The organism is Amycolatopsis vastitatis, assembly GCF_002234595.1.
Taxonomy (GTDB): Bacteria; Actinomycetota; Actinomycetes; order Mycobacteriales; family Pseudonocardiaceae; genus Amycolatopsis; species Amycolatopsis vastitatis.
The window spans coordinates 1-25,631 of the sequence record NZ_NMUL01000060.1 but is presented as its reverse complement, the minus strand read 5'-3'; the positions used below and the strand labels follow the sequence as shown (position 1 = coordinate 25,631).

The window sequence follows — 25,631 nt, the reverse complement described above, 5'->3', positions numbered from 1 at the left end:
GGCCACCATCGCCGTGGCACCCATTGCCCCGTCACTATCACCGTCGTCGCTCCTTGTCTGCATCTGCCGTAGCGCAACGAAGCGGTGGTCAACGCCGTCGGCGCCTCCGCATCTTGAAGGCCACCACGCCCACCACGGCGAGGACAGCCACGGTCAACCACACCGCGATTGGCACACCGGTGAACAGGCCGGCGGCAGCCAGCAGGGATCCGATCAACATGGGTGGTGCTCCTTCGATGGTCACTATCGCGACGGCATAACTGTTGATGACGACGCTACGAACACCGCCCCGGGTGTGTCGTCGGTTCGCGGTAGGAGACCGCGGTGGAGATTTCCCAGGCAGGTCTCCACCCCGATCTCCACCTCCAGCACGAGGACACCCTGCCCGGAAACCGGCTAGCGTCACCGCCGATCGCCTCAGTGACCGCACGGGATCAGGAAGGGTGTGATGGCGAGCATGCATGCCGTATCGGCGCCGGTCAGGGCCGCGCGGGGCCTGTCCGACGCGAACGTCACCGTGCTCAACGGCACCGACGGCCTCGGCGATCTCACCGTCGGCCTGGGGATCTTCGACTCGGTGCGGCAGAACCTCGGCGACGGCGCGCCTGGTACTGCGCCGGCAGTGCGTCAGGAGGGGGACCGGTGACCGACGTCCTGATCGCGGGCGCCGCACCCACCGGGCTCACGCTGGCCATCGAGCTGGCCCGCCGGGGCGTCGACGTGCGCATCGTCGACCGAGCCGGCGAGCACTTCCCCGGTTCGCGCGGCAAGGGGCTCACCGCACGCACCCAGGAGGTGCTGGACGACCTCGGTGTCGCCGACGAGGTGCTGCACTACGGGTTCCGGCACCTGCCACACCGGCGGTACCTCGACGGCGACCTGGCTGCCGAGGCCGACCCGCACGCCCAGCGGGCACCCACACCGGATCGGCCCTACGACGGCGGGCTGCTGATCCCGCAGTGGCGGATCGAGCGGATCCTGCGCGCGCGGCTCGCCGAGGACGGCGTGCGGGTGGAACTGGCCGCGGGCCTCCCCGAGTTCAGCCAGTCCGCGAACGGTGTGCATGCGGTGCTGGATACCGGGGAGCGGGTGGCTGCGCGCTACCTGGTCGGCTGCGACGGCGGCCGCAGCACCGTGCGCAAGGCACTCGGCGTGCGCTTCGAGGGCCAGAACGGGGAGCAGGCCATGCTGCTCGGGGACGTCGAGCTCGGCGGGCTCGAACCGGACGCCTGGTACCAGTGGACCGTCCGCCGGCGCGGGTTCCTGGCCCTGTGCCCGTTCCGCCACGAGCGGTCCTGGCAACTGCAGGCCGTACCGTTCAGCGACTTCGGCGCGGAGGGCAGCCTCCCCGAACCCTCGCTGCCGTACTTCCGGCGGATCGTGGACGATCTCGCCGGCGGGCACGGCATCCGGCTCTCGAAGGCAAGCTGGCTGTCCACGTACCGGGTGAACGTGCGGATGGCCGACCGGTTCAGGGTGGGCCGGGTGTTGCTGGCCGGCGACGCAGCGCACGTGCATCCGCCGGCCGGCGGCCTCGGCATGAACACCGGCATCCAGGACGCGTACAACCTCGGCTGGAAGCTCGCCATGGTGTGTTCCGGCGCGGGGCAGTCGCTGCTGGACAGCTACCAGGAAGAGCGGCTCCCGGTCGCCTCGTGGACGCTCGGCGTGAGTGCCGAGGGGCTGCGCAGGGTCGCGGAGCGGTTCGTCAACGGTGGCAGCACGGACATCGTGGACGGCGCGGACCCGGACGGCCAGCAGCTCGGGCTCGGCTACCCGGCCAGCTCGCTGTCCGTCGACGGCGACGCCGGGAATGGACCGCGCGCCGGTGATCGTGCGCCCGACGCGCCCTGCGTGGACAGCTCCGGCACGCCACGGCGGCTGTTCGACGCCTTCCGCGGCCCGCATTTCACCCTGCTCGGCTTCGCGAGTCCTGCGCCGGTCCACTGCAGGACGTCGGCACCGCCCACCGTGGACTCGTCAAGCCGGTGCCGGTCGGCGCGCCGGGCAGCGGTGCCGATCTGGTCGACGTCGAGGGGCACGCGCGGACCGCGTACGGCGTCACCGGGGACACCCTCGTCCTGGTGCGGCCTGATGGCTACCTCGCGCTGCGCGCACCCGGCGCGAGAAGGACTGCCGTGCGGGACTACCTGGACCGGGTCGGCGTCAGCCGGAGCGCTTGACCGCCGAGACGTCGATGTCCAGGGTGACCTTGTCGCCGACCAGCACGCCGCCGGCCTCCAGTGGCGCCCCGAGGAAGTACCTAACGAGACACCGCAACAAAGCGGCGAGAAGGCATTGCGTACAAGGGGACCGTCCCACCCCAGGGAAGGCGCTGGTGGACCAGCCTGCCGACCGGGAGGTGCCATCGCCGACCGCCAGGGCTACCCCCAGGCGAGCGCCCGTGCGAACAGGCTCGTGTACGCGACGATGACCGGCACCGACGTAGCGCTCTACCGCCTGGACAAGACGTACGCGCAGCTTGGGGCGGAGAGTGCGAAGGTCCGGCCTGGACGGAACCGTGACCTCTGTGCAGGGCCGAGGGTACGGCCAGCAGGTCGCCCCGATGTCGGACTGCCTGACCAAGGGCTCGAAGCTTGATCCGGCCCGTCCAGGCTGCACTCTCGTCCGTCCGTAATCCCTCACCAGATGCCGACCGGTGACTGGCCGCGTGGGTGGTGGCCGGGCTGGGGTGCGGCGGCGCGTTCGATGCGCTTGCGCATCCCGTCGGACAGGGAGCCGTCCTTGATCATTTCCATGAACAGGGCCGCCGCGTTGCCGAAGTCGTAGAAGTCGCGTTGCCAGGACCACTGCCAGTCGCCGGCGTAGCGGAACCAGCTGCCGCCGATGCCGGCGACCACGTATGGGGAGCCGTCGGGCCGGCGGGCGTCGGCTACCTGCTTCCAGAAGCCGACGACCTCGCCGGCCTGGTCGTCGATGAGAACCTTCTGGTAGGGGTAGGTCCATCCGTCGAGGCCGTACATCTCGGTGCCGAGGGCGTGGTCGCGGATTTCGTCGCGGCCGACGGCCATGAACTCGTCGTCGGGGCCGTTGTGCCAGCCGTAGGTGGCGTCGGTGGTGTACATCTCGGCGAGTGGCTGCCAGTCGCCGGTCTTCTCGCAGCGTTCGTTGGCGTCGAGCCAGCGCCGTACCATCTCGTCGAGTTCTTCGCGCGGGAATGCGGTCACGATTCCTCCACTATGGACAGTGCTTGCGTGGGGCAGTTCCGCACGGCGCTCTCGACCCGCGGGCGCAGCACGGCGGGCGGGGTCTCGGCGAGGATGATCACGGTGCCGCGCTTGGGGACGTCGAAGACTTCGGGCGCCTCCAACTGGCACATGGCGTGTCCCTGGCACAGGTCCAGGTCGGCCTCGACCTTCACGACGTGCGCCTGCAGTAGCGCACCTGACATGGCTGGGCCAGCTGGACGACCATCTTCGAATGGTCGTTGCGGTAGGTCTCCGACGGCTGGGCCAGTTCGAAGGTGTAGTCGCGGAGCAGCACGGAGAAGATGGCCTTGAGCTGCAGCATGGCGAACGCCGCGCCGACGCAGCGGTGCCGCCCGGCGCCGAAGGGAATCCAGGTCCAGCGGTTGACCAGGTCTTCCTGGCGTGGTTCGGCGTAGCGGGCCGGGAGGAAGACGTCCGGGTCGGGGAAGTCCTCCGGGATCCGGTTGGAGATGGCGGGGGTGGCCCCGACGTAGTCGCCGCGTTTGATCGAGTGCCCGTTCACGGTGAAGTCGCCGTTCGAGACCCGGAGCAACAGGATCAGCGGTGGGTGGAGGCGCAACGCCTCCTTGACCGCCGACTCCAGCCGCGGGATCTCGCGCAGTGCCTGGAAGCTGACGGCCGAGCCGTCGGCGTGGAGCCGGTCCAGCTCGGCGACCACGCCGTCCAGCGCGTCGGGGTGGCGCAGCAGTTCGATCAGGGTCCAGGCGGCGGTGCCGGAGCTGGTGTGGTGCCCGGCGAACATCATCGAGATGAACATGCCGGTGATCTCGTCGGCGGAGAAGCGCGGGCTGCCGTCGGTGTCCTTGACCGACATCAGCACGTCGAGCATGTCGCGCTCCTCGCGTGCCGGCCGTGGCCCCTCGGCACGACGGTTCATGATGTCCTGCACGAGGTCGACGAGTCCGGCGCGGGCCTTGTCCCGGCGCCGGAAACTCTCGATCGGCGCGTAGGGATCGACGAACGCGAGCGCGTCCGTGCCCTGGTCCAGCTCGTGGTAGAGCTGGGCGAACCGGCTGTCCAGCTGGTCGCGGAACTTGGTGCCGATCAGGCAGGCGGACGAGGTGTAGATGGTCAGCTCGGCGAAGAAGTCGAGCAGGTCGATCACGCCGGCGTCGCCCCAACCGGCGACCATGCGGTCGATCTCGCGCGAGATGGTCGCCGCGTGGCCTTTCATGTGCTCGCCGCGCAGCGCCTGGTTGTGCAGCATCTCTTTGCGCCGCTCCGGCGGCGCGTCGAACACCACGCCTTCACCGAAGATGGGCTTCATGAACGGGTAAGCCCCGGCCTGGTCCAGGTCATCATCGCCGGCCCGGAAGAAGAACTCGTTCGCCTCGGCCCCGGACAGCAGCACCACTCGCCGTCCGGCGAGGTCGAACGCGCCGACGTCGCCGCACTCGGCGCGCACCCGTCGCATCAGGCCGATGGGATCGGTGCGCAGTTCCTCCAGGTGGCCGTGTTCGGCTTCGCCGCCGGACACCTGTCGTGGTTCGAGCACGATCATCCCTCCCGCAGGGGTGCCTCGGGCTGGACCTCGACGACGGTCAGGTGGACGCCGCGGGGCGCGGACACGACCGTGGTCACGGCGGCGGCGATGTCCGAGGCGCGCAGCATGTAGGGGTGCCGCACGAAACCCCACAGCTTCCAGTCCTCGAGCATGGTCAGGGTGGCTTGCTGGTCCCAGCCCGCGGCCAGGTCGGAGACGGTCGGGCCGGGCCGGACCAGGGAGGCGCGCACGCCGGTGCCTTCCAGCTCCATGCGCATCGCGTAGGCCATCGCCTCGAGTCCGGACTTGGCCGGCACGTACGCGCCCATGCCGGGGCGTGGCGCCGGCACGACGTCGGAGCCGATGAACACGACGTCCCCACGGTGGCGGCCGGCCATGTCCGGCACGACGGCCGACACCATGCGGTGTGCGCCGACGAGGTTCACCGAGACCTGTTCCGCAAAACTGTCGGAGTCCGTTTCGTGGATCCGCGCCGGGACGAGACCGCCGGCCCCCGACACGAGGATCTCGATCGGACCGAGCGTTTCCGTTGCGGTGGCGACGAATTTGCGGACCGACTCGTCGTCTCCGACGTCCAGCGACATGGCGACGGCCTCGCCGCCCGCCGCGCGGATCCGTTCGGCGACCTCCGCGCACTTCTCCACCCGGCGGGCGCCCAGTGCGACCGGGTGGCCCGCCTCGGCGAGGGCGATCGCGGTGGCGGCGCCGATCCCCGATGAGGCGCCGGTGACGATCGACGGCCGTTTCTCCGGATGTGGCTCGAACCGTGGCATGTCAACCAGCCCCTGTGCTAGACATGTGTCCAGACGATAGTACGGACTACTGGCAATCTCAAGGCCGTAGGATTCGGAGGGCCGTCTCTTGCCGAGCAGGTATGCGACGTTGCGTCGCGAGGAACTGGCCGCCCTGCTGCCGGAACTGTTGCTCGCGGGGCAGTTGATCGACCGGTCGGGGATGGCGTGGTGCATCGGCGCGTTCGGCCGGGAGGAAATGACGCGGATCGCGATCGAGGAGTGGATGGCCGCGAGCCCGGTCTACACCCGGCGGATGCAGCGGGCGCTGCACTTCGAGGGCGACGACGTCGTGACGATCTTCAAAGGGCTGCAGCTCGACATCGGCGCGCCGCCGCAGTTCATGGATTTCCGCTATACGGTGCACGATCGGTGGCACGGGGAGTTCCGGCTCGACCACTGCGGCGCGTTGCTGGACGTCGAGCCGCTCGGGGACGAGTTCGTGATCGCGATGTGCCACGACATCGAGGACCCGACGTTCGACGCGACCGCGGTCGCCACCAACCCCCGGGCCCGGGTGCGGCCGGTCCACCGGCCGCCCCGGCAGCCGGCCGACCGGCACCCGCACTGTGCGTGGACCGTCGTCATCGACGAGGCCAACGCCCCGGTGAGCGAGTCACCCGGCTGCCGGCGACTTCGGAAGTCCAACGCCGCCACCGTGGAACTCGACCCGATCGACCCCGCTGATGACGGCGTGGCCGACTACTCCGGGCCGTTGCTGGCCGATCTCGAGTTCGCTGCCTTCACCAAGTCCGCTCTGGTGCGGATGGCCGACGAGGTCTGCCTGCAGATGCACCTGCTCAATCTCGGCTTCGTGCACGCGGTCGGGCAGCGCACCGACGCGGAGCAGGCGCGTCGGCTGTGCGTCAAGCAACTCACCGGCATCGCGGGTATCGCCGCGGAGCGCCTGCACCGCGCGCTTGGCCTGCCCGGTGGTGTCGAGGGTGCGCTGCGGGTGCTCGAACTGCATCCGCTGCTCAACCCCGCCGCCTACGTGCGTGCCACGGTCGGCGACACCGTGACCGTGACTGCGTCGCCCGCGCATGAGGATGGTGCGTGGATCTCGTTGTGCGGCCCGGACGAAGTGCGGCCGCTGCAGGCCATCGTGCGTGCCGTGGAACCGCGTCTCGATGTCGAGACAACGGGCGACGCGAAAGAGTGGTCCGCGCGGGTGGTGTGGCGTGACGAACCGGCGAAGGAATTCGACGAGGTGGCCGTCACCAGGATCAGCACCGGGTCGTCCTTCACCTTCTCCCCGCGCAGGTCGCTGCCGATCACCCCGGTCGGCCGGTCGTGACCCGGTTCACGCTGTCGACGGTGTTCGACACGGTGGCGCGAGCGGTGCCCGGCCAGGAGGTGATGGTCTGGCGGGATCGCCGCCTCTGCTACCGGGACATGAACGCCCGCATCGACGGTGTGGCGCACTTCTTGGTCAGGCAAGGCCTGGGATGCCACGTCGAGCGGGGCGAGCTGGCCGGCCACGAGTCCGGGCAGGACCACGTCGCGTTGTACCTGCGCAACGGCAACGAGTACCTCGAGTGCATGATCGGCGCGTACCGGGCCAGGGCGGTGCCGTTCAACGTCAACTACCGGTACGTCGACGAGGAGCTGCGGTACCTGCTCGCCGACGCGGGGGCACGGGCGCTGGTCTACCACGCCGAATTCGCCCCGCACGTCGCCGCGATCCGCGACGAGCTGCCAGGCCTGGAGTTGCTGGTGCAGGTCGCCGACGACAGCGGGAACCTGCTCCTGCCCGGCGCGGTCGGCTACGAGTCGGTCGTGACCACCCCGCCACCACCCCGCATGCCGGTGCCGGACGGCGACGACCTCTTCCTGATCTACACCGGAGGCACCACCGGGATGCCGAAGGGCGTGCTGTGGCGCCAGCACGACGTGTACCTCGCGGCGATGGGCGGCACGCCGTTCGGCACGAAGACACCGTTCGCCGGCTACCCGGAGATCGCCACCGCCGCCCGGCAGGCGGCCGGTGGCATCAGGTTCCTCATGACCGCGCCGTTCATCCACGGGGCGGCTCAGTGGTCGAGCTTCCACATCCTCAACTCGGGCGGCACGATCGTGCTGCCCGACGGCGTGCGGCAGCTGGACTGGGCCGACGTGTTGCACACCATCGAACGCGAGCGGGTGGTGAGCGTGCCGGTGGTCGGGGACGCCATGGCCCGCCCGCTGGCCGAGGAGATCGAGATTGGGCGCTACGACCTGTCCGGGCTCGTCGCGGTCAGCAACGGCGGCGCGCCGCTCACGCCCGCCGTCCGCGCGCGCCTGGCCGCGGCGCTGCCGAAGGTCGTGCTCCTGGACGCCGTCGGCTCGTCCGAGACCGGTATCCAGATGAGCCGTGTCGGCGGCGCGGACACCACGGTCTTCACTCCCGACGAGAACACCACCGTCCTGGACGACTCGCGGCGGCGCGAGCTTCGGGCGGGGGAGGGGGAGGGGTGGCTCGCCGGCCGTGGCCGGGTGCCGCTCGGCTATCTCGGCGATCCGGACCGGACCGCGGAGACCTTCCCGGTGCTCGCCGGCTGCCGCTACAGCGTGCCGGGCGACCGCGCGATCCGCCTCGAGGACGGGTCGATCCGGCTGCTCGGCCGCGCCGCGACCACCATCAACTCCGGTGGCGAGAAGATCTTCGCCGAGGAGGTGGAACGGGCACTCGCCGCCCACCCGGCCGTGCGCGACGTGCTGGTGGTCGGCCGCGCGTCGGCTCGCTGGGGGAGTGAGGTCGTGGCCATCGTGGTGCTGGCCGGCACCGTCACCGACCGGGAACTGCTCGCCGAGTGCCGCCGCCATGTCGCGGGGTACAAGGCGCCGAAGGCGATCCTGCGCCGCCCGGAGATCGTGCGGTCGCCGAGCGGGAAGGCGGACTACCGCTGGGCCCGCCAAGAGGCGTCCGCTGCCGCAGGCTAGTGCTCCAGCCGTAGATCGTTATGTGCCCTGGTCTTGGGGCTGTCTGCCACTGGCAGAAACTCAGGTGACCTCAGCGCACGGTCTGGGTAGAGTCGGGCGATGCCCGAGCTGAAGCGGCTGCATGCTGGCCATGCCCCGGCGGTCCTGGCCTTCGAGCTGGCGAACCGCGCCTACTTCGCTGCCTCGATCTCCGACCGCGGCGACGACTTCTTCGGCCAGTTCACCAGCGGGTACAACGCCTCGCTGGCCGAGCAGGAGGCCGGCATCTGTGCCTTCTACGTGCTCGTCGCCGAGGATGGATCGGTACTCGGCAGGTTCAACCTGTACGACTTGGAAGACGGCACTGCCAGACTCGGCTACCGGGTTGCGGAGCAGGTCGCCGGCCGCGGCGTGGCGACCACGACGGTCCGGGAGCTGTGCCGGATGGCGACAGCGATGCACGGCCTGCGCACACTGCGGGCGGCCACCTCCCACGACAACGCCGCGTCCCGGAAAGTCTTGGCCAAGGCCGGGTTCGTCCCGGTTGGCCCGGCCAACCCGGCCGATCTCGGCGGCAAGTCAGGCACTTGGTACCAGCGCGACCTCCAGCCATAGACCTTGATCTTGCTCGTGTTTCGGCTGCGGGAAGGCAGGTCACAGCGGAGACCCTGCCCGCTGGCAGGAGGCGTTCGAGGGCCTGATGGGCCGGATCGCGGGACGGTTCGCGCGGGTCGAACCCCGCCGCCGAGTCAGCCAGTTGGTACTCGGGCTGCTGTCGGACCTGCCACGAAAGAACTGCTGGACAATGGCCGAGTGGGCCGGGGAGGCGACCCCCGACGGAATGCAGCACCTGCTGGGGCGGGCGAAGTGGTACGCCGACACCGTCCGCGACGACGTGCGCGGCTACGTGGTGGAGCATCTCCACGACGACCAGGCGGTGCTGGTGGTCGACGAGACCGGCGACGTGAAGAAGGGCACCGGCACGGTCGGCGTCCAGCGCTAGGAGTCGCGCCGCTTCGGATCCTTCGCGCGACGGCGGGTGTCGGCGAGCAGCAGGTCGGTCACCTTGCCGAGCCGGCCGGGGAGGTCCTCGAAGGTCATGTAGCCGGTGCCGGCGAGGACCAGGGCGCCGATGAAGGCCATGGCGAACGTCTCGCGGGCCGCCGTCGGCATGGGTCCGATCGCGTCGCCGGCCCGGCGGAGGAGTGCGGTGCCGATCTGGTCGCGGAGGCGCCGTACTTCGGGGTCGTCGGTGAGCAGGGCGATGGTGCATGCCCGGCTCAGCTCCGGCTCTTTGGTGAACACGTCGGTGACGCCGTGGACCGCGGCGGCGAGTGCGGCCGACGGGGACCGGCGCGGTGTGGCCGGCGGCGCCGGGAGGTCCTGCAGTTGCTGCCACAGGATCCCGCAGACCAGGTGCTCCTTGGAGGAGAAGTAGGTGTAGGCCGTCGCGGGGGAGACCTCGGCGCGTTTGGCCACCGAACGGACCGTGAGGTCGCTGTAGGGGACAGAGCGGACCTCGTTGAGCGCGGCGGTGAGCAGGCGCTGGACCGTGTCGGCGCGGCGGCCGTCGACGATGCGGCGTACGGGTTCCATCACGGTGCCGGGCTCTCGGTCATGTCCACATGATATCTGTCCGGACAGCTGTCAGGGCACGACGCCGAGGCCGGCGGCGAGTCGCTCCAGCGCCAAGCGGGCGAGTGGGGTGTCCACTTCGAGTTCCTCCCCGAGCGCGATCGCCAGCGTGAGGTCCTTGTGCCCCAGATCTCGTACGTGCGACAGGATCGGGTACCAGCCGTCGTCGGCCGCGACCGGCGCGGTCGTGGGGCGCCGCATGATCGCGCCGGGTCCGCCGGTGATGGCGTCGGTGTGCCGCACGACCTTGCCCAGTTCGAGCAGGTCCAGTCCGGCCGCCTCCGCGAGGCGCTGGGCTTCGGCCGCCGCGGCGAAGGACACGAAGTGCAGGAGGTTGCGTGCCAGCTTCGCGCGGGTGCCGGCGCCCGGGAGGCCCGCGTGCATGGTGTGGCCGGCCCACAGCGCGAACACGTCGCGGCAACGCTCGAACGCGGAGTCCGTGGCGCCGACCATGACGGCGAGGTCACCCTTGGCCGCGCCGGGCGCACCGCCGGAAACCGGTGCGTCCACGATCTCGATCCCGAGCGGCCCGTGGGCTTCCGCCAGCCGGGTCGCGGTACCGGCGGCGATGGTGGAGTGGATGGCGACGACCGTGCCGGGGGTGGCCGTCTCCAGCAGGCCGGCCGGTCCCGACAGCACCTCCTCGACCTGGGCGTCGTCGCGGACCATCAGCGAGATCACCTCGGCGGACTCGGCCACCTCGCGGGGACTGCCCGCCACGCGGGCGCCGGCCTCGATGAACGGCACCAGCGCGTCGGGCCGGACGTCGTGGACGACAAGACCACCGGGCCAGCCCAGCAGCCGCCGCGCCATCGGCGCTCCCATCTGGCCGAGACCGACGAAACCCACCGGTTTCACCATTGCCTCCTAGGAATAGACATCCGCCTGGACTGTAGAGTACTGTCTGGACATGTGTCCAGTATGACGTTCAACCCGTACGCCTACGACTTCCACGAGGATCCGTATCCCACGTATGCGTGGTTACGTGCGCACGCGCCGCTCTACCGCAACGAGGAGCTGGATTTCTGGGCGCTGTCCCGGTATGCCGACGTGACCGCGGGTTTCCGCGACAACGTAAGGTTGTCCAGTGCCAACGGCGTATCGCTGGACCCGCTGGCCTACGGGCCGCACGCGCACAGGACGATGTCCTTCCTGGCCATGGACGAGCCGCGCCACCTGCGCATGCGTGCGTTGGTGTCACGCGGTTTCACCCCCCGGCGGGTGCGGGAACTCGAAGGACGGGTCGCGGAGCTGACCCGGCAGCACCTCGACAAGGCATTGGAGCGCAAGGAGTTCGACGTCATCGGCGAGTTCGCCGGCAAGCTGCCGATGGACGTGATCTCCGAGCTGCTCGGGGTGCCCGCGGCGGACCGGGATCGGCTGCGTGCCCTGGCCGACACCGTCATGCACCGCGAGGACGGCGTGCTGGACGTGCCACCTCCGGCCGTCGAGGCGGCCATCGAACTGGCGGGGTACTACGCGGACATGCTCGCGCAGCGGCGGCGCCACCGCGGCGAGGACCTGGTCTCGGCGCTGCTGGACGCGGAGATCGACGGCGAGCGTCTCAAGGACGAGGAGGTCATCGGCTTCGTGTTCCTGATGGTCGTCGCGGGCAACGAGACCACCACCAAGCTGCTCGGGAACGCGCTCTACTGGGCCTGGCGCAATCCCGATGAGCGCACGCGGGTGCTGGCCGACGCGGCGCTGGTGCCGGCGTGGGTCGAGGAGACACTGCGCTATGACACCTCGAGCCAGATCATCGTGCGCACGGCGGCCACGGATCTCGAGTACCACGGGCGGACGGTCCCGGAGGGCGCGCGGGTGCTGCTCCTGATCGGGTCGGCCAACCGGGACGAGGACGCCTTCCCCGGCGGGGACTCCTATCGCATCGGCCGCGAATTCAACCACCAGCTGGCCAGTTTCGGCGCGGGGGTGCACTTCTGTCTCGGCGCGTCACTGGCGCGGTTGGAGGCGCGGGTCGCGCTGACGGAAATCGTCGGCCGCGTCGCGGACTACGAGATCGACGACGCGGCCGCGGAGCGCGTGCACTCGACGAACGTACGCGGGTTCGCCACCTTGCCGGCCAGGATCACCGCCCGCTAGGAACCGTTCTCACCGGCTTTCTCGTGTTTCGCGATCACCTTCTCGACAGCCGTGAACAGCTTGGTGCCCAGTGGCCAGCCGACGTAGTGGGTGAGGAACAGGACCGCCTCGCGCAGTTGGTCGGCGTCGAGTTCTTCGTTGTGCAGTGCGGCGGTGGCCTGGATCGTGGCGATTTCGTCGAGACCCTGTGCCGTGATCGCCCCCAGCAGGAGGAGCCGGCGGTCGCGCAGGGACAGTCCCGGCCTGGTCCAGATCTCGGCGAACAGATGATCGACGGTCTGCGCGAAGAACTCGCCGGGCTGGTCGGTCATCTCCCAGCCGTAGACCAGGCGCATCATGTCGAGGCCGCGCCTGCGGTTGTCGGTCATCGCAGGACCTGCCCGCCGTCGACGTTGAAGATCTGCCCGGTGATCCAGCCGGCCTCTTCGGACAGCAGGAACAGGCACATCCCGACGAGGTCGGCCGGGGTGCCCATGCGGCTGATCGGCAACCGGCCGACCATCTCCTTGACGATCTCGGGTGGGGTCACGGCGCGGGTGGCCTCGGTGTCGATGGGGCCGGGCGCGATGGCGTTGACGCGGATCCCCGACCAGCCCAGCTCGGTCGCGAGCTGCTGGGTGAGACCGTTGATCCCGGCCTTGGCCAAGCCGTAGAAGGACGAGTAGGTCCAGGCCGCGGTGGAGGACTGGTTGACGATCGCGCTGCCTCCGCGTTTCTTCATGTGAGGCACGACGGCACGGGTGCACAGCAGGGCTCCGTCGAAGTTCACGCCCATGAACCTCTTGTAGTAGTCCCAGTCCACCTTCAGCAGCAGGTTCAGTTTCATGTCGCCGTAGATCGCGGCGTTGTTGACCAGGAAGTCGATGCCGCCGAAACGGTCTGCTGTGGACTCGGCCAGCGCGGTTGCGGAGCCGGGGTCGGAGACGTCGACCCTGGTGCACACCGCGGTGCCACCCTCGGCGGTGATCTGTTTCGCGACCTGTTCGCCGAGGTCGGTGTTGAGGTCCGCCACGACCACGCCGGCCCCCTCGCGGGCGAGGGCGCGGGCGTAGGCCTCGCCGATGCCTTGTGCCGCGCCGGTGACGATGGCGACCTTCTCGTCGAATCGACCCACGGGTTCTCCCCTTCTATGCGGGTTCGGCGATGAGCTTGGTTTCCAGGTACTCCTCGAAACCGGCCACACCCATCTCGCGGCCGATCCCGGACTGCTTGTAGCCGCCGAACGGCGCGTCGGCCGAGTACCAGACCGCGCCGTTGACGCTGAGCGTGCCGGTCCGGATCCGGGCGGCCACCGATCGGGCGCGGTCCGGGTCGGTGCCGTGGACGGCGCCGGACAGGCCGTAGGGCGAGTCGTTGGCGATGCGCACCGCGTCGTCGTCGCCGTCGTGCGGCAGGATCACCAGCACCGGACCGAAGATCTCCTCCCGCGCCACCCGGGTGTCGTTGGTCAGGCCGGCGATCAGCGTCGGCTCGACGTAGAAACCCTTCGGGTGCTTGGCGGGGCGGCCACCGCCGCAGACGATCTTGCCGCCCTCGTCCGCGGCGAGCGCGAGGTAGCCCTCGACGCGGTCGCGCTGCCGGGCGGAGATCAGCGGTCCGCAGATGGTCCGGCGGTCGGTGGGATCGCCGCAGCGGATGCGGCTCATGGCCGCGACGGTCGCCTCCACCGCCTCGTCGTAACGGGTGCGTGGCACGAGAAGCCGGGTCGCCAGCGCGCAGCCCTGCCCGGCGTGCGTGCACACCATGAACGCGGCCATCGCACACGCCGCCGCCAGGTCGGCGTCGTCGAGCACGACACAGGCGGACTTCCCGCCGAGTTCCAGGAAGACCTTCTTCAAGGTCCGGGCCGCCGTGGTCATCACCGACCGTCCGGTGGCGGTGGAGCCGGTGAACGAGACGAGGTCGACCCGGGGGTCGTCGGTCAACCGGGCGCCGATGCTGTGGTCGGCGGAGGTGACGATGTTGATCACGCCGGGTGGGAAGTCTGTCTTCTCGGCGATCAGACGGCCGAGCGCGGCGGCGCACCACGGCGTGTCCGGGGCGGGCTTGAGCACCACGGTGTTGCCTGCGGCGAGTGCGGGCCCGAGCTTGGCGAACGTGATCTGGTGCGGGAAGTTCCACGGCGTGATCGCGGCGATCACCCCGGCCGGCTCCCGCCGGACCGTGCGCCGGCTGCGCACCCCCATGGGCGCAGCGACGCCGAGGTCTTGACTCCAGGCGTAGCCGTCCGCGAGATCGGCGAACCACATGAGGTCCGCGACCGGAATGTCCAGCTGCGGGCCGTACGTCAGGGCGACCGGGACACCCGCCTCGGCCACGGTCAGCGCGCGCAGGTCGTCGCCGTGGGCCCGCAGCACCTCGTTGAGCTGCCGAAGGCAACCGGTCCGCAGAGCGGTGTCGCGGGACCAGTCCGTGTCGTCGAAGGCGCGGCGCGCGGCGCCGACGGCGTCGTCCAGATCGGCGGCGTCGGCGTTCGCCGCCAAGCCGAGCACCTCCTCCGTCGCCGGGTTGAGCGTGGGGAACTCGCCGGCGCGGCCGTGCCGCAGCGTGCCGTCGACGAGCAGCCTCGAAGATTCACCCCGCCAGAAGGCATTGTGGCTGGACATGTGTCCAGACGATAGTTTGTCGTCATGTCCGACGCAAGCGCGTTGACAAGCGTATGGACAGCTGTCAAGTTGGCTTCGGTGCAGGTGCCGGCAAGAACCCGGGCGAGGGAGGAACGGGTATGAGCGACGGTGCTCCGGACGTCAGCCTCCTCGACGGGGCGTTCTACGCCGGCGATCCGTATCCCGCGTTCGCGTGGCTGCGGCGGAACCAGCCCGTTTATCGAGATTCCCGGTCGGGTGTGTGGGGCGTGACCCGGTACCACGACATCAAGGCCGTCGCCGCCGCGCCGGCGCTGTTCTCGAACGCCGAGGGCATTCGTCCCGACCAGGCCGCCATGCCGTACATGATCGACATGGACGATCCCGAACATCGACGGCGACGGCGTCTGGTCGACACGGGCTTCCGGCCCAAGGCCGTGGAGGCGCGCCGGACCGCGATCGGCGAGATCTGCGACTACCTGATCGACCGTGTCCGCGAACGGGGGGAATGCGACTTCGTGCGAGATCTCGCGGCGCCCCTGCCGTTGTTCGTGATAGGGGACATGCTCGGCGTCGAGCCGGAGGGCCGCCCCGACCTGCTTCGCTGGTCGGACGACATGATGGGGGCGCTGGGCTCGCCCGACCCCGGCGCGCTGCCCCGCGCGATGACGGCGTTCAGCGAGTACACCGGCTATATCGCCGAAAGGACGGCGCAGCGGCGGCGCGACGGCTGCGAGAGCGACCTCATCGGCATCCTCGCGAACGCCGAGGTCGACGGCGACCGGCTCGCCGACGACTCGCTCACCATGGAGACCCTGCTGATCCTCATCGCCGGGGACGAGACCACCCGCCACGTGCTCAGCGGCGGCATGGAGGCGTTGCTCGCCCACCCGGACCAGCACGCGCGGCTGCGCGCCGATCCCGGCCTGTTGCCGACCGCGCTCGACGAGATGCTCCGCTGGGTGTCACCGATCAAGAACATGGCGCGGACCGCCACTGCCGACACCACCATCGGCGACACCGAGATCCGGGCGGGGGAGAAGGTGCTGCTGCTCTACCCGTCCGCCAACCGGGACGAGGAGGTGTTCGAGCGGCCGGACGAGTTCGACATCACCCGGCAGCCGAACGACCACGTCGCCTTCGGCTTCGGAGCGCATTTCTGCCTCGGCAGCCGCCTCGCCCGGCTCGAGCTCGAGGAGATGTTCAGCCGGCTGTTCACCCGGCTGCCCGAGCTCCGGCTGGCCGAGGAGGCCAAGGTTCCCCTGCCACGGTGCCCGGCCAACTTCGTGTCGGGTATCCAGTCGATGCCGGTGACGTTCAAGCCGGAACGGGTCTGATGTCCGGATCCTGGGACGACGAGGCCGACGTCGTGATCGTCGGATTCGGCGGCGCGGGCGCCTGCGCCGCCATCGAAGCGGCCGACCGGGGCTGTGAAGTGCTGGTGGTGGACCGGTTCTCCGGCGGTGGGGCGACGGCCATCAGCGGCGGCATCGTCTATGCGGGTGGCGGCACCCGGCAGCAGGTGGCGGCGGGGTTTGCGGACAGCGCGGAGGCGATGCTGGCTTACCTGCGGCTGGAGACCGGGGACGCTGTGTCGGAAGCGACCCTCAAACGGTTCTGCGCCCAGAGCGTGGAGAACCTCCGCTGGCTGGAGGACAACGGCGTTCCGTTCGACGCCAGCATGGCGCCGAGGAAGACGTCGTACCCGACCAACGACTACTACCTCTACTACTCGGGAAACGAGCTCGCGCCGCCGTACCGCGACCAGGCGCCGCCGGCGCCGCGCGGCCACCGCACGCATGGCGCCGGGATGTCGGGCCGGACGCTGTTCGCCGCACTGCGCAAGGCGGTGGCGCGCCGGCCGATCACCGTGCGCCGGCAGACCGCGGCCGCCCGCCTGCTCACCGACGAGTCCGGCCGCGTGATCGGCGTCGAGTGCCGGGAGATCACCGCGCCCTTCGCCCGCTTCGCCCACCGGGTGATGGCGCAGGCGAACCGCAAGCTCAACGTCTACTACCGGCCGTTGGGCCGGATGCTCGACCGCCCGATCCGCGACCTGGAGCACAGGCGCGGCGTCGTGCGGCGGTTCCAGGCCCGCCGCGGCGTGATCCTGGCTGCCGGCGGGTTCGTGTTCAACCGGAAGATGCTCGCCGAACACGCACCCGCCTACAAGGGCGGCTCGTCGCTGGGCACCATCGGCGACGACGGGACCGGCATCCGGCTCGGCGTCGAGGCGGGTGGGGTCGCGGACCGCTTGGACCGGGTGTCCGCCTGGCGGTTCTTCAACCCGCCGATCGCGCTGGTCGACGGCGTCCTGGTGAACACCGAAGGCGAGCGGGTCTGCAACGAGACCCTCTACGGCGCCAAGATCGGTGACCACATCGCCCGGCAGCCGGCGGCCGGCGCCTACCTGATCGTGGACCGGCGCATCCTCGACGACGCGAAACGGCAGCTGCCCGGCCAGACGCTGTGGTTCCAGTGGATGCAGATGAAGTACCTGTTCCTCGTCGGTCACGCCGCAGCAGGCACACTCGAGGAACTGGCCGGCCGGATCGGGGCCGACCCGGACCGGATGCGCCGCACGATCGAGGCGTACAACGCCGATGCGCGGGCCGGGAAACCGGACGCGATGGGCAAGGACGCCGAGCACGTCCGTCCACTCGAGACGGCTCCCTACTACGCGCTGGACTGCTCACTGCGCACCCAGCCCGGCTTTCCCTGCCCGATCATCACGCTGGGCGGGCTCGCGGTGCGGGAGGAGACCGGCGCGGTGATCCGCGCGGACGGCAGCGCGATACCAGGACTCTACGCGGCGGGACGGAACGCGGTGGGCGTCTGCTCGGAGTCCTACGTCAGTGGACTGGCCATCGCCGACTGCGTGTTCTCCGGCCGCAGAGCGGGAGCGACGGTGGCGAACCTGCACTGATCCTGCCGCCAGTCGCTGGGTGAACTGCCGAATTGCTGCCGTGCGGTGTCGGTCGCCGACTACTTCGGGTCCGGCGCCCTCGGGGAACCGGCGTCGAATGGCGGCTTGGGTCGTACTCCATGGCGAGTTGACTGAACTTCGCCCACTCTTCGCCTTGTCGACAGTAGTGTGTTTCCCGACGTGACGCGGGGCAGCGCGGACGCGTCGGCGACCTCATCGTCGGACGCCTTTGCCAGGAGAACGCCGGTACTCCGGCAGAGAGGCATCCCGGCCACCGTGGATCCCGCTCCGGCCCACAGCAAACGCCGACCGCGAACGTCGCCCACTCGAGAACCGGAGTGAGCGACGTTCGGTAGCCCGCTAGGTCACGACGATCTTGCCGGTGTTCTGAGGGAAGATCGGGTCGTTGTAGAAGAACTCGCCCTTCGTGGTGAACGTGTGCTTGGCCCACTGAGCGGACGGCGCGGCCGAGTTCGTGGGCCGTCCTCGAGCCGTGTATGGCTGGCGTCGTGGGAGATCGGGAAGAGGACGTCGGGGATGTCCGCGCGGCACGGGACGCGCTGCGCCGGGAGCTTGCCGATCGAGAAGTTGATGGAGGAGCGGGGTAGGGGCCCCGCAGATCATTCGCGTTGTTGTCACCGGCCGGTCAGTGAGTTCGCAGTTCCGCGTTGCGGTCCGCTACTTCACCCTCGACGGCAGTGACTACCCCAACCACGCTGCTCAGGAGGCCGCCATCGCCGGGTACCTCCGCTGGCGCAACCGCCACTGTCACCCGAAACGCCGCTTCGCGGTCAACTCCAAGATCCGTCGCCCGGATTACCTATCCAACGTTGCATGATGCAGCACTAGGTCCCCGGCTGGGCAGCGCGGTAGCGGGCCATCTTCGACCGGGCCCCGCAGGTCTCCATCGAGCACCATCGGCGTGCGCCCGCCCGGCTTTCGTCGACGAACAGCAGCGAGCAGTCCGGGCGTTCGCATTCGTGGATCCGATGGGCCCAGGGGCCGGTCAGCAGGTCCGCGCCGTCGCGAGCGACGAGGCCGAGCAGCCCTCGTGCGTCGGTGTCCGGCGGGAGCCGGGTCAGTTTTCCGGACACGACCTCGAGTGTCCCGCTCGGGACCGGGTTCGCGAGCCACCGGTTGACCAGGCTCACGTCCGTGCTCATCCCGACGAACAGCGCGTACAGCGCTTCGCGCAGGTCACGCGCCTCAGCAAGGTCCGCCGCCGAAACCTCGACGAGCTCGCCGGTCATGTCCGCGTCCCGGAACCAGCGGGCCAGGTCTGCGGGCTCCCGCAGCCGCTCGACCACCGGGCCCCAGCGCATGCCCAGGGTCGCGGTGAAGTTCACCGAGAGCCTGCCGCCGTGCCAGCGGAACGTCGTCATGCGCCTATCCTACCGAGTTACCGGTTAATGGGGTAACGTCACGGGCATGACACTGAAGATCGCGGTGCTCGGCACCGGTGGCGTGGGCGGGTACTTCGGCGGACGGCTCGCGAAGGCGGGGCACGAAGTGAGCTTCGTCGCCCGAGGCGAGCACCTCGCGGCGTTGAAACGTGGCGGCCTGCAGGTCGCAAGCGTGGTGGGGGACTTCGTGGCGACCCCGGCGCGGGCGACCGACGACACGAGCGAGATCGGCGAGGTCGACTACGTCGTGTTGGGCGTCAAGACCTGGCAGCTGCCGCCGGCGATCGCCGCCCTCAAGCCCCTGCTGGGCCCGGACACCGCGGTCGTCACCACGCAGAACGGCGTCGAGGCTCCGCAGCAGGTGGCGGACGTGATCGGCCGCGAGGCCGTGCTGCCCGGCGCGGTCGAGGTCATCGCCTTCCTCGAGGGCCCCGGCCGGATCCGGCAGATCGGCGGCGGCAAACTCACCTTCGCCGAGTGGGACAACCGCCCGACGCCGCGGGTGGTGGCGCTCCGCGACGCCTTGACCGAGTCGGGCCTGACGGCCGTCGTGGCCGAAGACGTCTGGGCCGCGCTCTGGCGGAAGTTCCTGGCGTTGGCGTCGGTCGGAGCGGTCGCGACCGTGCTGGACGCTCCGTACGGCGCGCTGCGGTCACGGCCCGGCATCCGGCGGTTGATCGAGGACGTCATGACCGAGATCCAGCAGGTGGGACGGGCCAGGGACATCGCGTTCCCCGACGACGCCGTGGCCGCGGAGATGGCGTTCCTGGACGACCTGCCCGAGTCGGGGACGACGTCGTTGCAGCGGGACATCCGCGCGGGCCGGTCCTCCGAACTGGAGGCCTGGACGGGGGCCGTCGTGCGGCTCGGCCGCGAAGCCAGGGTGCCGACGCCGGTCAACACCGTGCTCTACGAACTGGCGAGCGCGGTGGCCGATGCCCGTTAGCGGCCGTGCTGGGTTCGCGGACCGCGCCGACCAGCAGGAACCTCGGACGTGACCATCCGGCGGAAATACGCCACCACCGGCTCGGCCCGCACCGCCCCGATGCCGGGGCCGCCCGCGCTGGTGAGCACCGAGCCGAACAACATCCCCAGCAGCGACCGATAGCTGCGAGCCGCGGCTCAGCCCGGGATCCGGCTCGTGACCGCGGAGCGGTCACGAGCTGTGGCAGACGACGTTCGCCGATCCGTGGCAGGCGTGGTCTGAATGGAAGAAAGTGCGGCAAAGGGCGTGCGTGCCGATGCGCAGAAGAGTTTCTCGATGGTTCGTGACCCTCGATCCATGCCGATGCCTCGATCCGTGAGGCGCCTGGATGTGACTGGCGCATCACCTGACTCTGCAGCAGGTCTCGACCTAGACGGAGAAGGGGTCTGTCCCAAGATTGGACCGCATGTTGATCTGGATGAGGGGCACCTCCGGCGCGCGCTTCGTGAGTACGAGCGGCACTACAACCTGCATCGAACTCACCGGTCGCTTGCTGCCGCGGCACCCTGCGAGCCGGGCTCAGGCCCTTGAACCTGAGCGGATTGAACGCCTCGTGATACGCCGGCACGCCCGTCTCGGCGGAGTCCTCCATGAGTACGGACAGGCCGCTTGACCTGCGTGGACGTGATTTTCGGCGCCCACAAGCTACATCATTGCGTGAAGACCACGAAGAACCCGCTTCATGAAGTCGATGCTGGGACGATCGCCGGGGGCACCCGGGACGGCCAGCCGTTCCCGACCCGAACTGCACCCCCGGCGCCGTGAATCCCGCGGTGCGCAGGACGCCGTCAAGGACACGATCTGTAAACCCGGGTAGACCAGACCGTCCGGCCGCCGACGTCAAAGCGAACGCGATGAAGGCCGGCGAAGGCGTAGCCGTACTCGACCGTGAATTCCTAACTCATTCGATGCTGTAACAGTGGATTCAGCACACTCGACCCTATTGAGGCCTGATATTTCGCTCGGACTCCGGTTGAAATAGCCGAACGGAGGAGGACTTTCGTCTTCCCGGAGGTTGCCATGGTGTCGGACGTGACGGTGTTCGATCTTGGCTGGCTGAGCAGAGCCATCATCGTCCGGGTCGAACTGGACGTCATGGCGAACGTCCGGCTGATGACGAAGGCCAATATCGATGCATACAAGAAGAGAATCGCATACCGCATGATCGGCGGAGTCGCGACAATACGGCCATTCGATGTCACAATCCCGGTCGATGGGCATTGGTATGTCGCTGTGGACACCGAAGGGTTGACCGTGAGCCGTTTCCGAGCCGAGGTCACGATCGTCGCGTGAGCACTCGCCGTGCCGGGCGGCCGCGGCCGCGTTGGCGGCCCACAGGTCCTGACGGCGTCCTTCTTGAGCGCGCGGCGGGTCAGATCGTCGATACTCCAGCCTGGCGGGGCACTTCGTCGATCGAAAGATGGCGGTGGCGAGGAGCCACGACGACGGCGTAGGCTGAGAATCTCGCGTTGGGCGCCCGCGTGGCGGCTGGCTTTTGATCTGAGGACAGGATTCCGGTCATGGTTTTCACCATGAGCACCCGTTACAACAGCGTGAACGATGTCGAGCTGCATGTGGCTGGTGAGATGTCGGGATTCGCGCCTGACGCCCTCCGGGTCCGGATCCAAGGGTTGATCCTCACAGATCGTCTGGACTTACTCCTGATCAACCTGGGCCAGGTGACGGCCCTGAGCTCCGCTGGAATTCACACCCTGCTTTCTGGGCACATCACCGCCATTGAGCATGGCGCGTCGTATCGCGTCCGTTATGCCCATGGCGAAGTTCGGCACTTTTTGCAGCTCGCTGGAGTGCTCGACCTCCTAGCCTGACAGCGACGACGTCGGTGCGCTTCTCCTTGCGACATCGGCACTGAATACACCGGTCCCGCCTGCCAGCAGAGGGCGTCCGCCTCGAGGCGGCAGCTGATTGCGTCGATGGTGGCGGTAGCTCCCTCCCGGATCGGGACTTCTTTCGGAGTGCTGTCCAAAGGGGCGCGCAGGGTACGCGATGTGCGGCGGCGCACCCTGGCGACTTTCTCTCTTGAGGGTTGCTCGGGTCGCCGCAGCAACCTTCAGGTTCCGGGCGGCACGATCGATGCACAGTCGTGATCACCATCGGGTGAGGCAGTCGTAACGGGCGCCGGGAAATCGGCGACTTTCAGATCTCCGGAACAGTGGGAGGAAACATGCCACAGAAGAATTCATGGCGGCGAGGAGCCGCACTCCTGCTGTTCCCTGCAGTCCTGGCCGGCTGTGGCTGGCTGGGTGGCAGGACGGACCGGACGTCAACTCCGCCTCCGTTAACCGCGACCATCGCGGACTCCACGTCGGTGACCGTGCTGCCGACGACGAGCACTGCCTGTGCCGGCCTCTTTCCGAACACTCTCACGCTGGTGACTGAGAACTTCGACGAGCTACTTGCTCAGTTCGGCCTTACGGTGTGCGCAGACATCGGTCTTCGTACGGTGGACGTGGTGAACAATTCGTCGACCGTCTGGATCGTCGACCAGCCCGCAGGTCTTACCGAGGTATCCGCGACGCTTCCGATACCCACGGATGTCGGCTTGTTCCGGGAAATACGCGGCGGGACCGCGGGCGTGGCCGTGGAACCTGGCCAGCATGCCGTCATCGGGGCAACACCCGGAGAACTGCACTTGCGTCTCGACAAATCCTCGACATTCGGCTGGCAGGCGATAGCGCTGTTCAAGGGCTCGGTCGGCGAGAGTCGTCAAGCGAAGGTCGTCGATGCGTTCGCAAGGATCGGCGCGCAAGGTTCACCCACGAGGAATGCCCTGGTCACCTGCGGTCGAGCAGTCTATGAGGCGGCCAATTTCGTCTCGGATGACCCCGCTGCGAAGGCGCAGAAGGAGCCGGCCCAGTTCCTGCGAGAGAGCCTCGGCCTGTCCGGGAAATGGGGGAAGTGCAGCAACGCCCTGAACGGGGTGGAATCTGGGGCACCCGAGCTGAAGGTCGGCACGCTGGCGGAGTACTCGACGCGCGAGCCTTGGACACAACCGACGAACAGGCTGGGAAAGGCTGCGATACGAGCGATGACCATGATCGCGAAAGGTTGACGAAACCCGCGACTTCTCAGACGCGGCGACCGGACACGTGAGCCGCCGCTGTGGTGAGCAGTTCGGTTGCTGTCGCGCAGGCTTCGTCGGTGGTGATGTGCTCGGTTCCCAGGTCGATGCGCAGCTTCACCTCCGCCCCGGCCTCCCGCAGCAGCGCTGCCGTCTCCACTACCCGGTTCCGCAGCGCCCACGGATCCTCCTCGATGCTCCGCAGCACCGCGGGTACGCCGGGCAGCGCCGGTGCAGGCGGGGGGAGCCGTGGAAGACGCGGGCGAAGACGCTTCTGAGAGGGAATCGCTCGCCTGCGTCCGCAATCGTCGAAGCGTCGGAAGAAATCCGGGTGAGCAACGGGCACGACATCGCCTTCACGCCGACGTGGCACGCGCGTCGGATGATCGTCATCGGCGACGGCTCGAAGCTGGCGTCCCGGTCCCGCGGCACATCGATCCGGACCGGGCCCACGTCGGTGAGCACGGTCTTGGCGCGGGTGCCGTTGCGGGAGTTGCCGGTCCCGCGACCGGCCGGATCGTACTTGTCATAGCCGAGGTGATCGGTGATCTCGCCCTCGAGCACCGACTCCAGCAGCCGTTTGGTCAGCTGCGCCAGCACCCCGCCCTTACCGGTCAGCGCCAGCCCACCAGCCTTCGCACGGCTCACCAGCTGCGCAACCAGCTACTCATCCAGGCCATCCAGGCCAGTCTCCGGGCTCGGGTCCTCAGCGGTCTGCACGCCGGACATCATGTCGGTCATCAGGTGCACTTCCATGATCAGGAGTTACACCGCTCGTTTTACAGTCCCCCGGAGACACCTGCGTGGGGAGTCACGGGCGACCCAGAACCTCGAACAGGACTTGTGTTCGAATGATGAAAGGTGTCGGCTCCCGGTGCGGGAAACCGAACTTGACCCGTGAAACAGACTTAGATCGCGTGCGACAGTATGTAGCGAGTGGTGAGCGCGCCGAGGCGCAAGCGAGGTGGGAGGAACTGAGGTGAGCTCTCGCCGGTGGCCGCGAGTCGCAGTAGTGGTTGGTGTGGCGGCTGCGGTGGTGTGGGCGGTTGGAATGTTCGGGCCTCCGAGCTGGCTGCTGGCCGATCAACATCCTATTCGGAACGTGTTGGAAGGGCTGAGTTGGCCCGCGGGAATCGTAGCTGCGGTGGCTCTATTCACACCTGGGTTGCGGCGGTGGCTGTTCGGCCGGTCGGCTACCCCGCTCACAGTGACGGCGGAAGGAGCGGCGAATCCGTTGGTGGGACGGGCGCTGCACCTGGTCGATGGCGAGCTGCCGCCGGTGAAAGGGGTGGGGTTGCTCGACCTGCGTGTCAAACCGGCGATCGACACCCACGCGGAGGACGGCTCCGATCTACCGCCCTATGTCGCCCGGGACATCGATGTGGACCTGGAGTGGGCCATCCACGCTGGAGGGCTGGTGCTGCTGCACGGCCCAGCCGCAGTGGGCAAATCCCGGGCCGCGGCCGAGGCACTGCGCCGGCTACGACCCGACCACAAGCTTCTCGTCCCAGACGGCGGCCCGGCGCTGCGGGAAATCGTCGACGCCGGGGTAGACCTGTCAGAAACGGTACTCTGGCTCGATGACCTTGAACGCTACCTCGGCGCCCAAGGCCTCGATGTCGGGCTGGTGCAGCGACTGTGCTCGCCCAGGAATACCGGGGTGGCGATGGTCGCAACGATGCGCGATGAGCAACTTGCCCTCCATACCCACGCCGCCACCCGCTCCATCGCCGGCACCGGCACGGTTATCGACCGGGCTGCGGTGGAGGTCCTGGCCGGGGTCCGTGGTCGCCGTCGAATCAGAGTTGCTGCGGCGCTCACCGACACCGAACAAATCCGCGCGGCCCGCGTTGGTGAGCGCGACGCCCGGGTCCGGCGCGCGGTCATCGCGCCGGAAGGATTCGCTGAGTACCTCGCCGCTGGGGCGGCGATGATGGACCGCTGGAGCACTGGCGAGACGCCTGAGTTCATCCGCGGCCAGGCCCTCATCAGCGCGGCGGTCGACTGCCGCCGCGCCGGACACCATGATCCCGTGCCCGCCACGCTCCTGGCCGACCTGCATATCCAGTTTCTTCCGCCCGCGTGGCGGAATCGCGCCGACCTGCCCCCGCTCGATGTTGGTTTGCGCTGGGCCACCCGCCGGGTCCTGGGTGCCAGCTCCTGCTTGCAACCTGCCCCCGACCGGCGGTATCTCGCCTCCGACTACCTGCTCGACCGTACCCGGCAAGCTCATACCGCCTCAGCCTCGCCACTCACGGGACCCGTGAGTGACACAACCTGGACCGTCCTCGTCGCCGCGCTCACCTCGAGACAAAGCCTCCGCATTGGCGTTACCGCCTATCTCGCCGGTCGCCATGACGTCGCCGAGCAGGTATTTGTCTCCGCTGCCACCCATGATTCGGAGGCCCTGTTCAACCTGGGAGTCTTGCTGGGCGAGCAGGATGGGCGTGAAGCCGAGGCCGAACTGATCTTCCGTGACGCCGCCA

General features: G+C 68.9%; 26 protein-coding genes and 2 pseudogenes. 15 read left to right on the top strand and 13 right to left on the bottom strand.

Features of this window, described 5'->3' with window-relative positions:
* Positions 1 to 88: 88 nt before the first annotated feature.
* On the bottom strand, positions 89 to 220 hold the full coding sequence (locus CF165_RS53570) for a hypothetical protein (protein ID WP_276209768.1): 132 nt from the start codon (positions 218 to 220) through the stop codon (positions 89 to 91).
* Positions 221 to 448: 228 nt separating this feature from the next.
* Here CF165_RS53570 and CF165_RS42285 point away from each other — a divergent pair, with 228 nt between their 5' ends.
* Entirely contained in the window at positions 449 to 646 is a 198-nt protein-coding gene (locus CF165_RS42285) for a hypothetical protein (protein WP_093953217.1), read from the top strand.
* Positions 643 to 2,601 carry an FAD-dependent monooxygenase gene (locus CF165_RS53715; RefSeq protein ID WP_338023651.1) on the top strand — a complete coding sequence of 653 codons (1,959 nt, stop codon included), beginning with the start codon at positions 643 to 645 and terminating at the stop codon, positions 2,599 to 2,601. The genes CF165_RS42285 and CF165_RS53715 overlap by 4 nt, the downstream gene beginning before the upstream one ends.
* A 41-nt stretch (positions 2,602 to 2,642) precedes the next feature.
* Here the strand turns inward: CF165_RS53715 and CF165_RS42270 are convergent, their stop codons facing one another.
* The 4 genes from CF165_RS42270 to CF165_RS42255 are packed head-to-tail and all read right to left on the bottom strand — an operon-like array spanning position 2,643 to position 5,507.
* Positions 2,643 to 3,188 (bottom strand): nuclear transport factor 2-like protein, encoded by a 546-nt coding sequence (locus tag CF165_RS42270; protein WP_093953216.1) that lies wholly within the window; start codon positions 3,186 to 3,188, stop codon positions 2,643 to 2,645.
* Positions 3,185 to 3,382, bottom strand: a complete 198-nt coding sequence (locus tag CF165_RS42265; protein WP_093953215.1) for a ferredoxin — start codon at positions 3,380 to 3,382, stop codon at positions 3,185 to 3,187. The genes CF165_RS42270 and CF165_RS42265 overlap by 4 nt, the downstream gene beginning before the upstream one ends.
* Entirely contained in the window at positions 3,379 to 4,725 is a 1,347-nt protein-coding gene (gene cyp51, locus CF165_RS42260; protein WP_439098545.1) for a lanosterol 14-alpha demethylase, read from the bottom strand. The genes CF165_RS42265 and cyp51 overlap by 4 nt, the downstream gene beginning before the upstream one ends.
* A 2-nt stretch (positions 4,726 to 4,727) precedes the next feature.
* The gene (locus CF165_RS42255; RefSeq protein WP_093953213.1) at positions 4,728 to 5,507 is read right to left on the bottom strand and encodes an SDR family oxidoreductase; all 780 of its coding nucleotides are present in this window, start codon (positions 5,505 to 5,507) and stop codon (positions 4,728 to 4,730) included.
* Between the two features lie 88 nt (positions 5,508 to 5,595).
* On the opposite strand from CF165_RS42255, the gene CF165_RS42250 reads away from it, so the two are divergent.
* The 4 genes and pseudogenes from CF165_RS42250 to CF165_RS42235 all read left to right on the top strand — a co-directional run.
* Positions 5,596 to 6,822 (top strand): hypothetical protein, encoded by a 1,227-nt coding sequence (locus tag CF165_RS42250; RefSeq protein WP_093953212.1) that lies wholly within the window; start codon positions 5,596 to 5,598, stop codon positions 6,820 to 6,822.
* Positions 6,819 to 8,447, top strand: coding sequence for an AMP-binding protein (locus tag CF165_RS42245; RefSeq protein WP_093953211.1), 1,629 nt, complete (start codon positions 6,819 to 6,821; stop codon positions 8,445 to 8,447). Before CF165_RS42250 ends, CF165_RS42245 begins: the two co-directional genes overlap by 4 nt.
* Positions 8,448 to 8,546: 99 nt before the next feature.
* A complete protein-coding gene (locus tag CF165_RS42240) occupies positions 8,547 to 9,041 on the top strand; it encodes a GNAT family N-acetyltransferase (RefSeq protein WP_093953210.1) in 495 nt (164 codons plus the stop codon).
* 85 nt (positions 9,042 to 9,126) lie between these two features.
* Positions 9,127 to 9,426: pseudogene (locus tag CF165_RS42235) on the top strand (transposase); the annotation flags it as partial.
* Here the strand turns inward: CF165_RS42235 and CF165_RS53075 are convergent.
* Positions 9,426 to 10,022 carry a TetR/AcrR family transcriptional regulator gene (locus CF165_RS53075; protein ID WP_240522062.1) on the bottom strand — a complete coding sequence of 199 codons (597 nt, stop codon included), beginning with the start codon at positions 10,020 to 10,022 and terminating at the stop codon, positions 9,426 to 9,428. The pseudogene CF165_RS42235 and the gene CF165_RS53075 sit on opposite strands and share 1 nt — an antisense overlap.
* A gap of 51 nt (positions 10,023 to 10,073) precedes the next feature.
* The gene (locus CF165_RS42225) at positions 10,074 to 10,910 is read right to left on the bottom strand and encodes an NAD(P)-dependent oxidoreductase (protein WP_240522055.1); all 837 of its coding nucleotides are present in this window, start codon (positions 10,908 to 10,910) and stop codon (positions 10,074 to 10,076) included.
* A 72-nt stretch (positions 10,911 to 10,982) separates the two neighbouring features.
* Here CF165_RS42225 and CF165_RS42220 point away from each other — a divergent pair, with 72 nt between their 5' ends.
* On the top strand, positions 10,983 to 12,164 hold the full coding sequence (locus tag CF165_RS42220) for a cytochrome P450 (protein WP_093953208.1): 1,182 nt from the start codon (positions 10,983 to 10,985) through the stop codon (positions 12,162 to 12,164).
* On the opposite strand, the gene CF165_RS42215 is transcribed toward CF165_RS42220, so the two are convergent.
* From CF165_RS42215 to CF165_RS42205, 3 genes are read right to left on the bottom strand one after another with little or no spacing between them, the layout of a single operon-like run.
* The gene (locus CF165_RS42215; protein ID WP_093953207.1) at positions 12,161 to 12,532 is read right to left on the bottom strand and encodes a carboxymuconolactone decarboxylase family protein; all 372 of its coding nucleotides are present in this window, start codon (positions 12,530 to 12,532) and stop codon (positions 12,161 to 12,163) included. The two genes, CF165_RS42220 and CF165_RS42215, sit on opposite strands and share 4 nt — an antisense overlap.
* Positions 12,529 to 13,278: an SDR family oxidoreductase gene (locus CF165_RS42210; RefSeq protein ID WP_093953206.1), complete on the bottom strand. Its 750-nt coding sequence runs from the start codon at positions 13,276 to 13,278 to the stop codon at positions 12,529 to 12,531. Before CF165_RS42210 ends, CF165_RS42215 begins: the two co-directional genes overlap by 4 nt.
* A gap of 13 nt (positions 13,279 to 13,291) precedes the next feature.
* Positions 13,292 to 14,770: an aldehyde dehydrogenase gene (locus CF165_RS42205; RefSeq protein ID WP_093953205.1), complete on the bottom strand. Its 1,479-nt coding sequence runs from the start codon at positions 14,768 to 14,770 to the stop codon at positions 13,292 to 13,294.
* A gap of 119 nt (positions 14,771 to 14,889) precedes the next feature.
* On the opposite strand from CF165_RS42205, the gene CF165_RS42200 reads away from it, so the two are divergent.
* From CF165_RS42200 to CF165_RS42190, 3 genes are all read left to right on the top strand, one after another.
* Positions 14,890 to 16,086 carry a cytochrome P450 gene (locus CF165_RS42200; RefSeq protein WP_093953204.1) on the top strand — a complete coding sequence of 399 codons (1,197 nt, stop codon included), beginning with the start codon at positions 14,890 to 14,892 and terminating at the stop codon, positions 16,084 to 16,086.
* A complete protein-coding gene (locus CF165_RS42195; protein WP_093953203.1) occupies positions 16,086 to 17,675 on the top strand; it encodes an FAD-binding protein in 1,590 nt (529 codons plus the stop codon). The genes CF165_RS42200 and CF165_RS42195 overlap by 1 nt, the downstream gene beginning before the upstream one ends.
* A 649-nt stretch (positions 17,676 to 18,324) precedes the next feature.
* Positions 18,325 to 18,513 carry a hypothetical protein gene (locus tag CF165_RS42190; protein ID WP_093953202.1) on the top strand — a complete coding sequence of 63 codons (189 nt, stop codon included), beginning with the start codon at positions 18,325 to 18,327 and terminating at the stop codon, positions 18,511 to 18,513.
* A gap of 7 nt (positions 18,514 to 18,520) precedes the next feature.
* On the opposite strand, the gene CF165_RS42185 is transcribed toward CF165_RS42190, so the two are convergent.
* Positions 18,521 to 19,057, bottom strand: a complete 537-nt coding sequence (locus CF165_RS42185) for a CGNR zinc finger domain-containing protein (RefSeq protein WP_093953201.1) — start codon at positions 19,055 to 19,057, stop codon at positions 18,521 to 18,523.
* A 46-nt stretch (positions 19,058 to 19,103) separates the two neighbouring features.
* Here CF165_RS42185 and CF165_RS42180 point away from each other — a divergent pair, with 46 nt between their 5' ends.
* The 4 genes from CF165_RS42180 to CF165_RS42160 all read left to right on the top strand — a co-directional run bounded on the left by CF165_RS42180 (position 19,104) and on the right by CF165_RS42160 (position 23,136).
* Entirely contained in the window at positions 19,104 to 20,024 is a 921-nt protein-coding gene (locus tag CF165_RS42180) for a 2-dehydropantoate 2-reductase (RefSeq protein ID WP_205661141.1), read from the top strand.
* 1,071 nt (positions 20,025 to 21,095) lie between these two features.
* Positions 21,096 to 21,356, top strand: a complete 261-nt coding sequence (locus tag CF165_RS42170; RefSeq protein WP_240522054.1) for a DUF1883 domain-containing protein — start codon at positions 21,096 to 21,098, stop codon at positions 21,354 to 21,356.
* A 227-nt stretch (positions 21,357 to 21,583) separates the two neighbouring features.
* Positions 21,584 to 21,892 (top strand): STAS domain-containing protein, encoded by a 309-nt coding sequence (locus CF165_RS42165; RefSeq protein ID WP_093953199.1) that lies wholly within the window; start codon positions 21,584 to 21,586, stop codon positions 21,890 to 21,892.
* A 500-nt stretch (positions 21,893 to 22,392) separates the two neighbouring features.
* Positions 22,393 to 23,136 (top strand): hypothetical protein, encoded by a 744-nt coding sequence (locus CF165_RS42160; protein WP_093953198.1) that lies wholly within the window; start codon positions 22,393 to 22,395, stop codon positions 23,134 to 23,136.
* 16 nt (positions 23,137 to 23,152) lie between these two features.
* Here the strand turns inward: CF165_RS42160 and CF165_RS51465 are convergent, their stop codons facing one another.
* Positions 23,153 to 23,305: a hypothetical protein gene (locus tag CF165_RS51465; protein WP_158226913.1), complete on the bottom strand. Its 153-nt coding sequence runs from the start codon at positions 23,303 to 23,305 to the stop codon at positions 23,153 to 23,155.
* 239 nt (positions 23,306 to 23,544) lie between these two features.
* Positions 23,545 to 23,808, bottom strand: a pseudogene (locus CF165_RS54145) (transposase); the annotation flags it as partial.
* Positions 23,809 to 24,352: 544 nt separating this feature from the next.
* Between CF165_RS54145 and CF165_RS42150 the strand changes: the two are divergent.
* A partial coding sequence (locus tag CF165_RS42150) for a hypothetical protein (RefSeq protein WP_205661139.1) occupies positions 24,353 to 25,631 on the top strand: 1,279 nt, incomplete at its 3' end.

Excerpts from the sequence above, each read along its gene's own strand:
- CF165_RS42255 (WP_093953213.1), bottom strand. The coding sequence starts at position 5,507 with ATGCCACGGTTCGAGCCACATCCGGAGAAACGGCCGTCGATCGTCACC.
- CF165_RS42285 (WP_093953217.1), top strand. The coding sequence starts at position 449 with ATGGCGAGCATGCATGCCGTATCGGCGCCGGTCAGGGCCGCGCGGGGC.
- CF165_RS42215 (WP_093953207.1), bottom strand. The coding sequence starts at position 12,532 with ATGACCGACAACCGCAGGCGCGGCCTCGACATGATGCGCCTGGTCTAC.
- CF165_RS42185 (WP_093953201.1), bottom strand. The coding sequence starts at position 19,057 with ATGACGACGTTCCGCTGGCACGGCGGCAGGCTCTCGGTGAACTTCACC.
- CF165_RS42205 (WP_093953205.1), bottom strand. The coding sequence starts at position 14,770 with ATGTCCAGCCACAATGCCTTCTGGCGGGGTGAATCTTCGAGGCTGCTC.
- CF165_RS53075 (WP_240522062.1), bottom strand. The coding sequence starts at position 10,022 with ATGGAACCCGTACGCCGCATCGTCGACGGCCGCCGCGCCGACACGGTC.
- CF165_RS42165 (WP_093953199.1), top strand. The coding sequence starts at position 21,584 with ATGGTTTTCACCATGAGCACCCGTTACAACAGCGTGAACGATGTCGAG.
- CF165_RS42195 (WP_093953203.1), top strand. The coding sequence starts at position 16,086 with ATGTCCGGATCCTGGGACGACGAGGCCGACGTCGTGATCGTCGGATTC.
- CF165_RS42220 (WP_093953208.1), top strand. The coding sequence starts at position 10,983 with ATGACGTTCAACCCGTACGCCTACGACTTCCACGAGGATCCGTATCCC.
- CF165_RS53570 (WP_276209768.1), bottom strand. The coding sequence starts at position 220 with ATGTTGATCGGATCCCTGCTGGCTGCCGCCGGCCTGTTCACCGGTGTG.
- CF165_RS42200 (WP_093953204.1), top strand. The coding sequence starts at position 14,890 with ATGAGCGACGGTGCTCCGGACGTCAGCCTCCTCGACGGGGCGTTCTAC.
- CF165_RS42240 (WP_093953210.1), top strand. The coding sequence starts at position 8,547 with ATGCCCGAGCTGAAGCGGCTGCATGCTGGCCATGCCCCGGCGGTCCTG.
- CF165_RS42180 (WP_205661141.1), top strand. The coding sequence starts at position 19,104 with ATGACACTGAAGATCGCGGTGCTCGGCACCGGTGGCGTGGGCGGGTAC.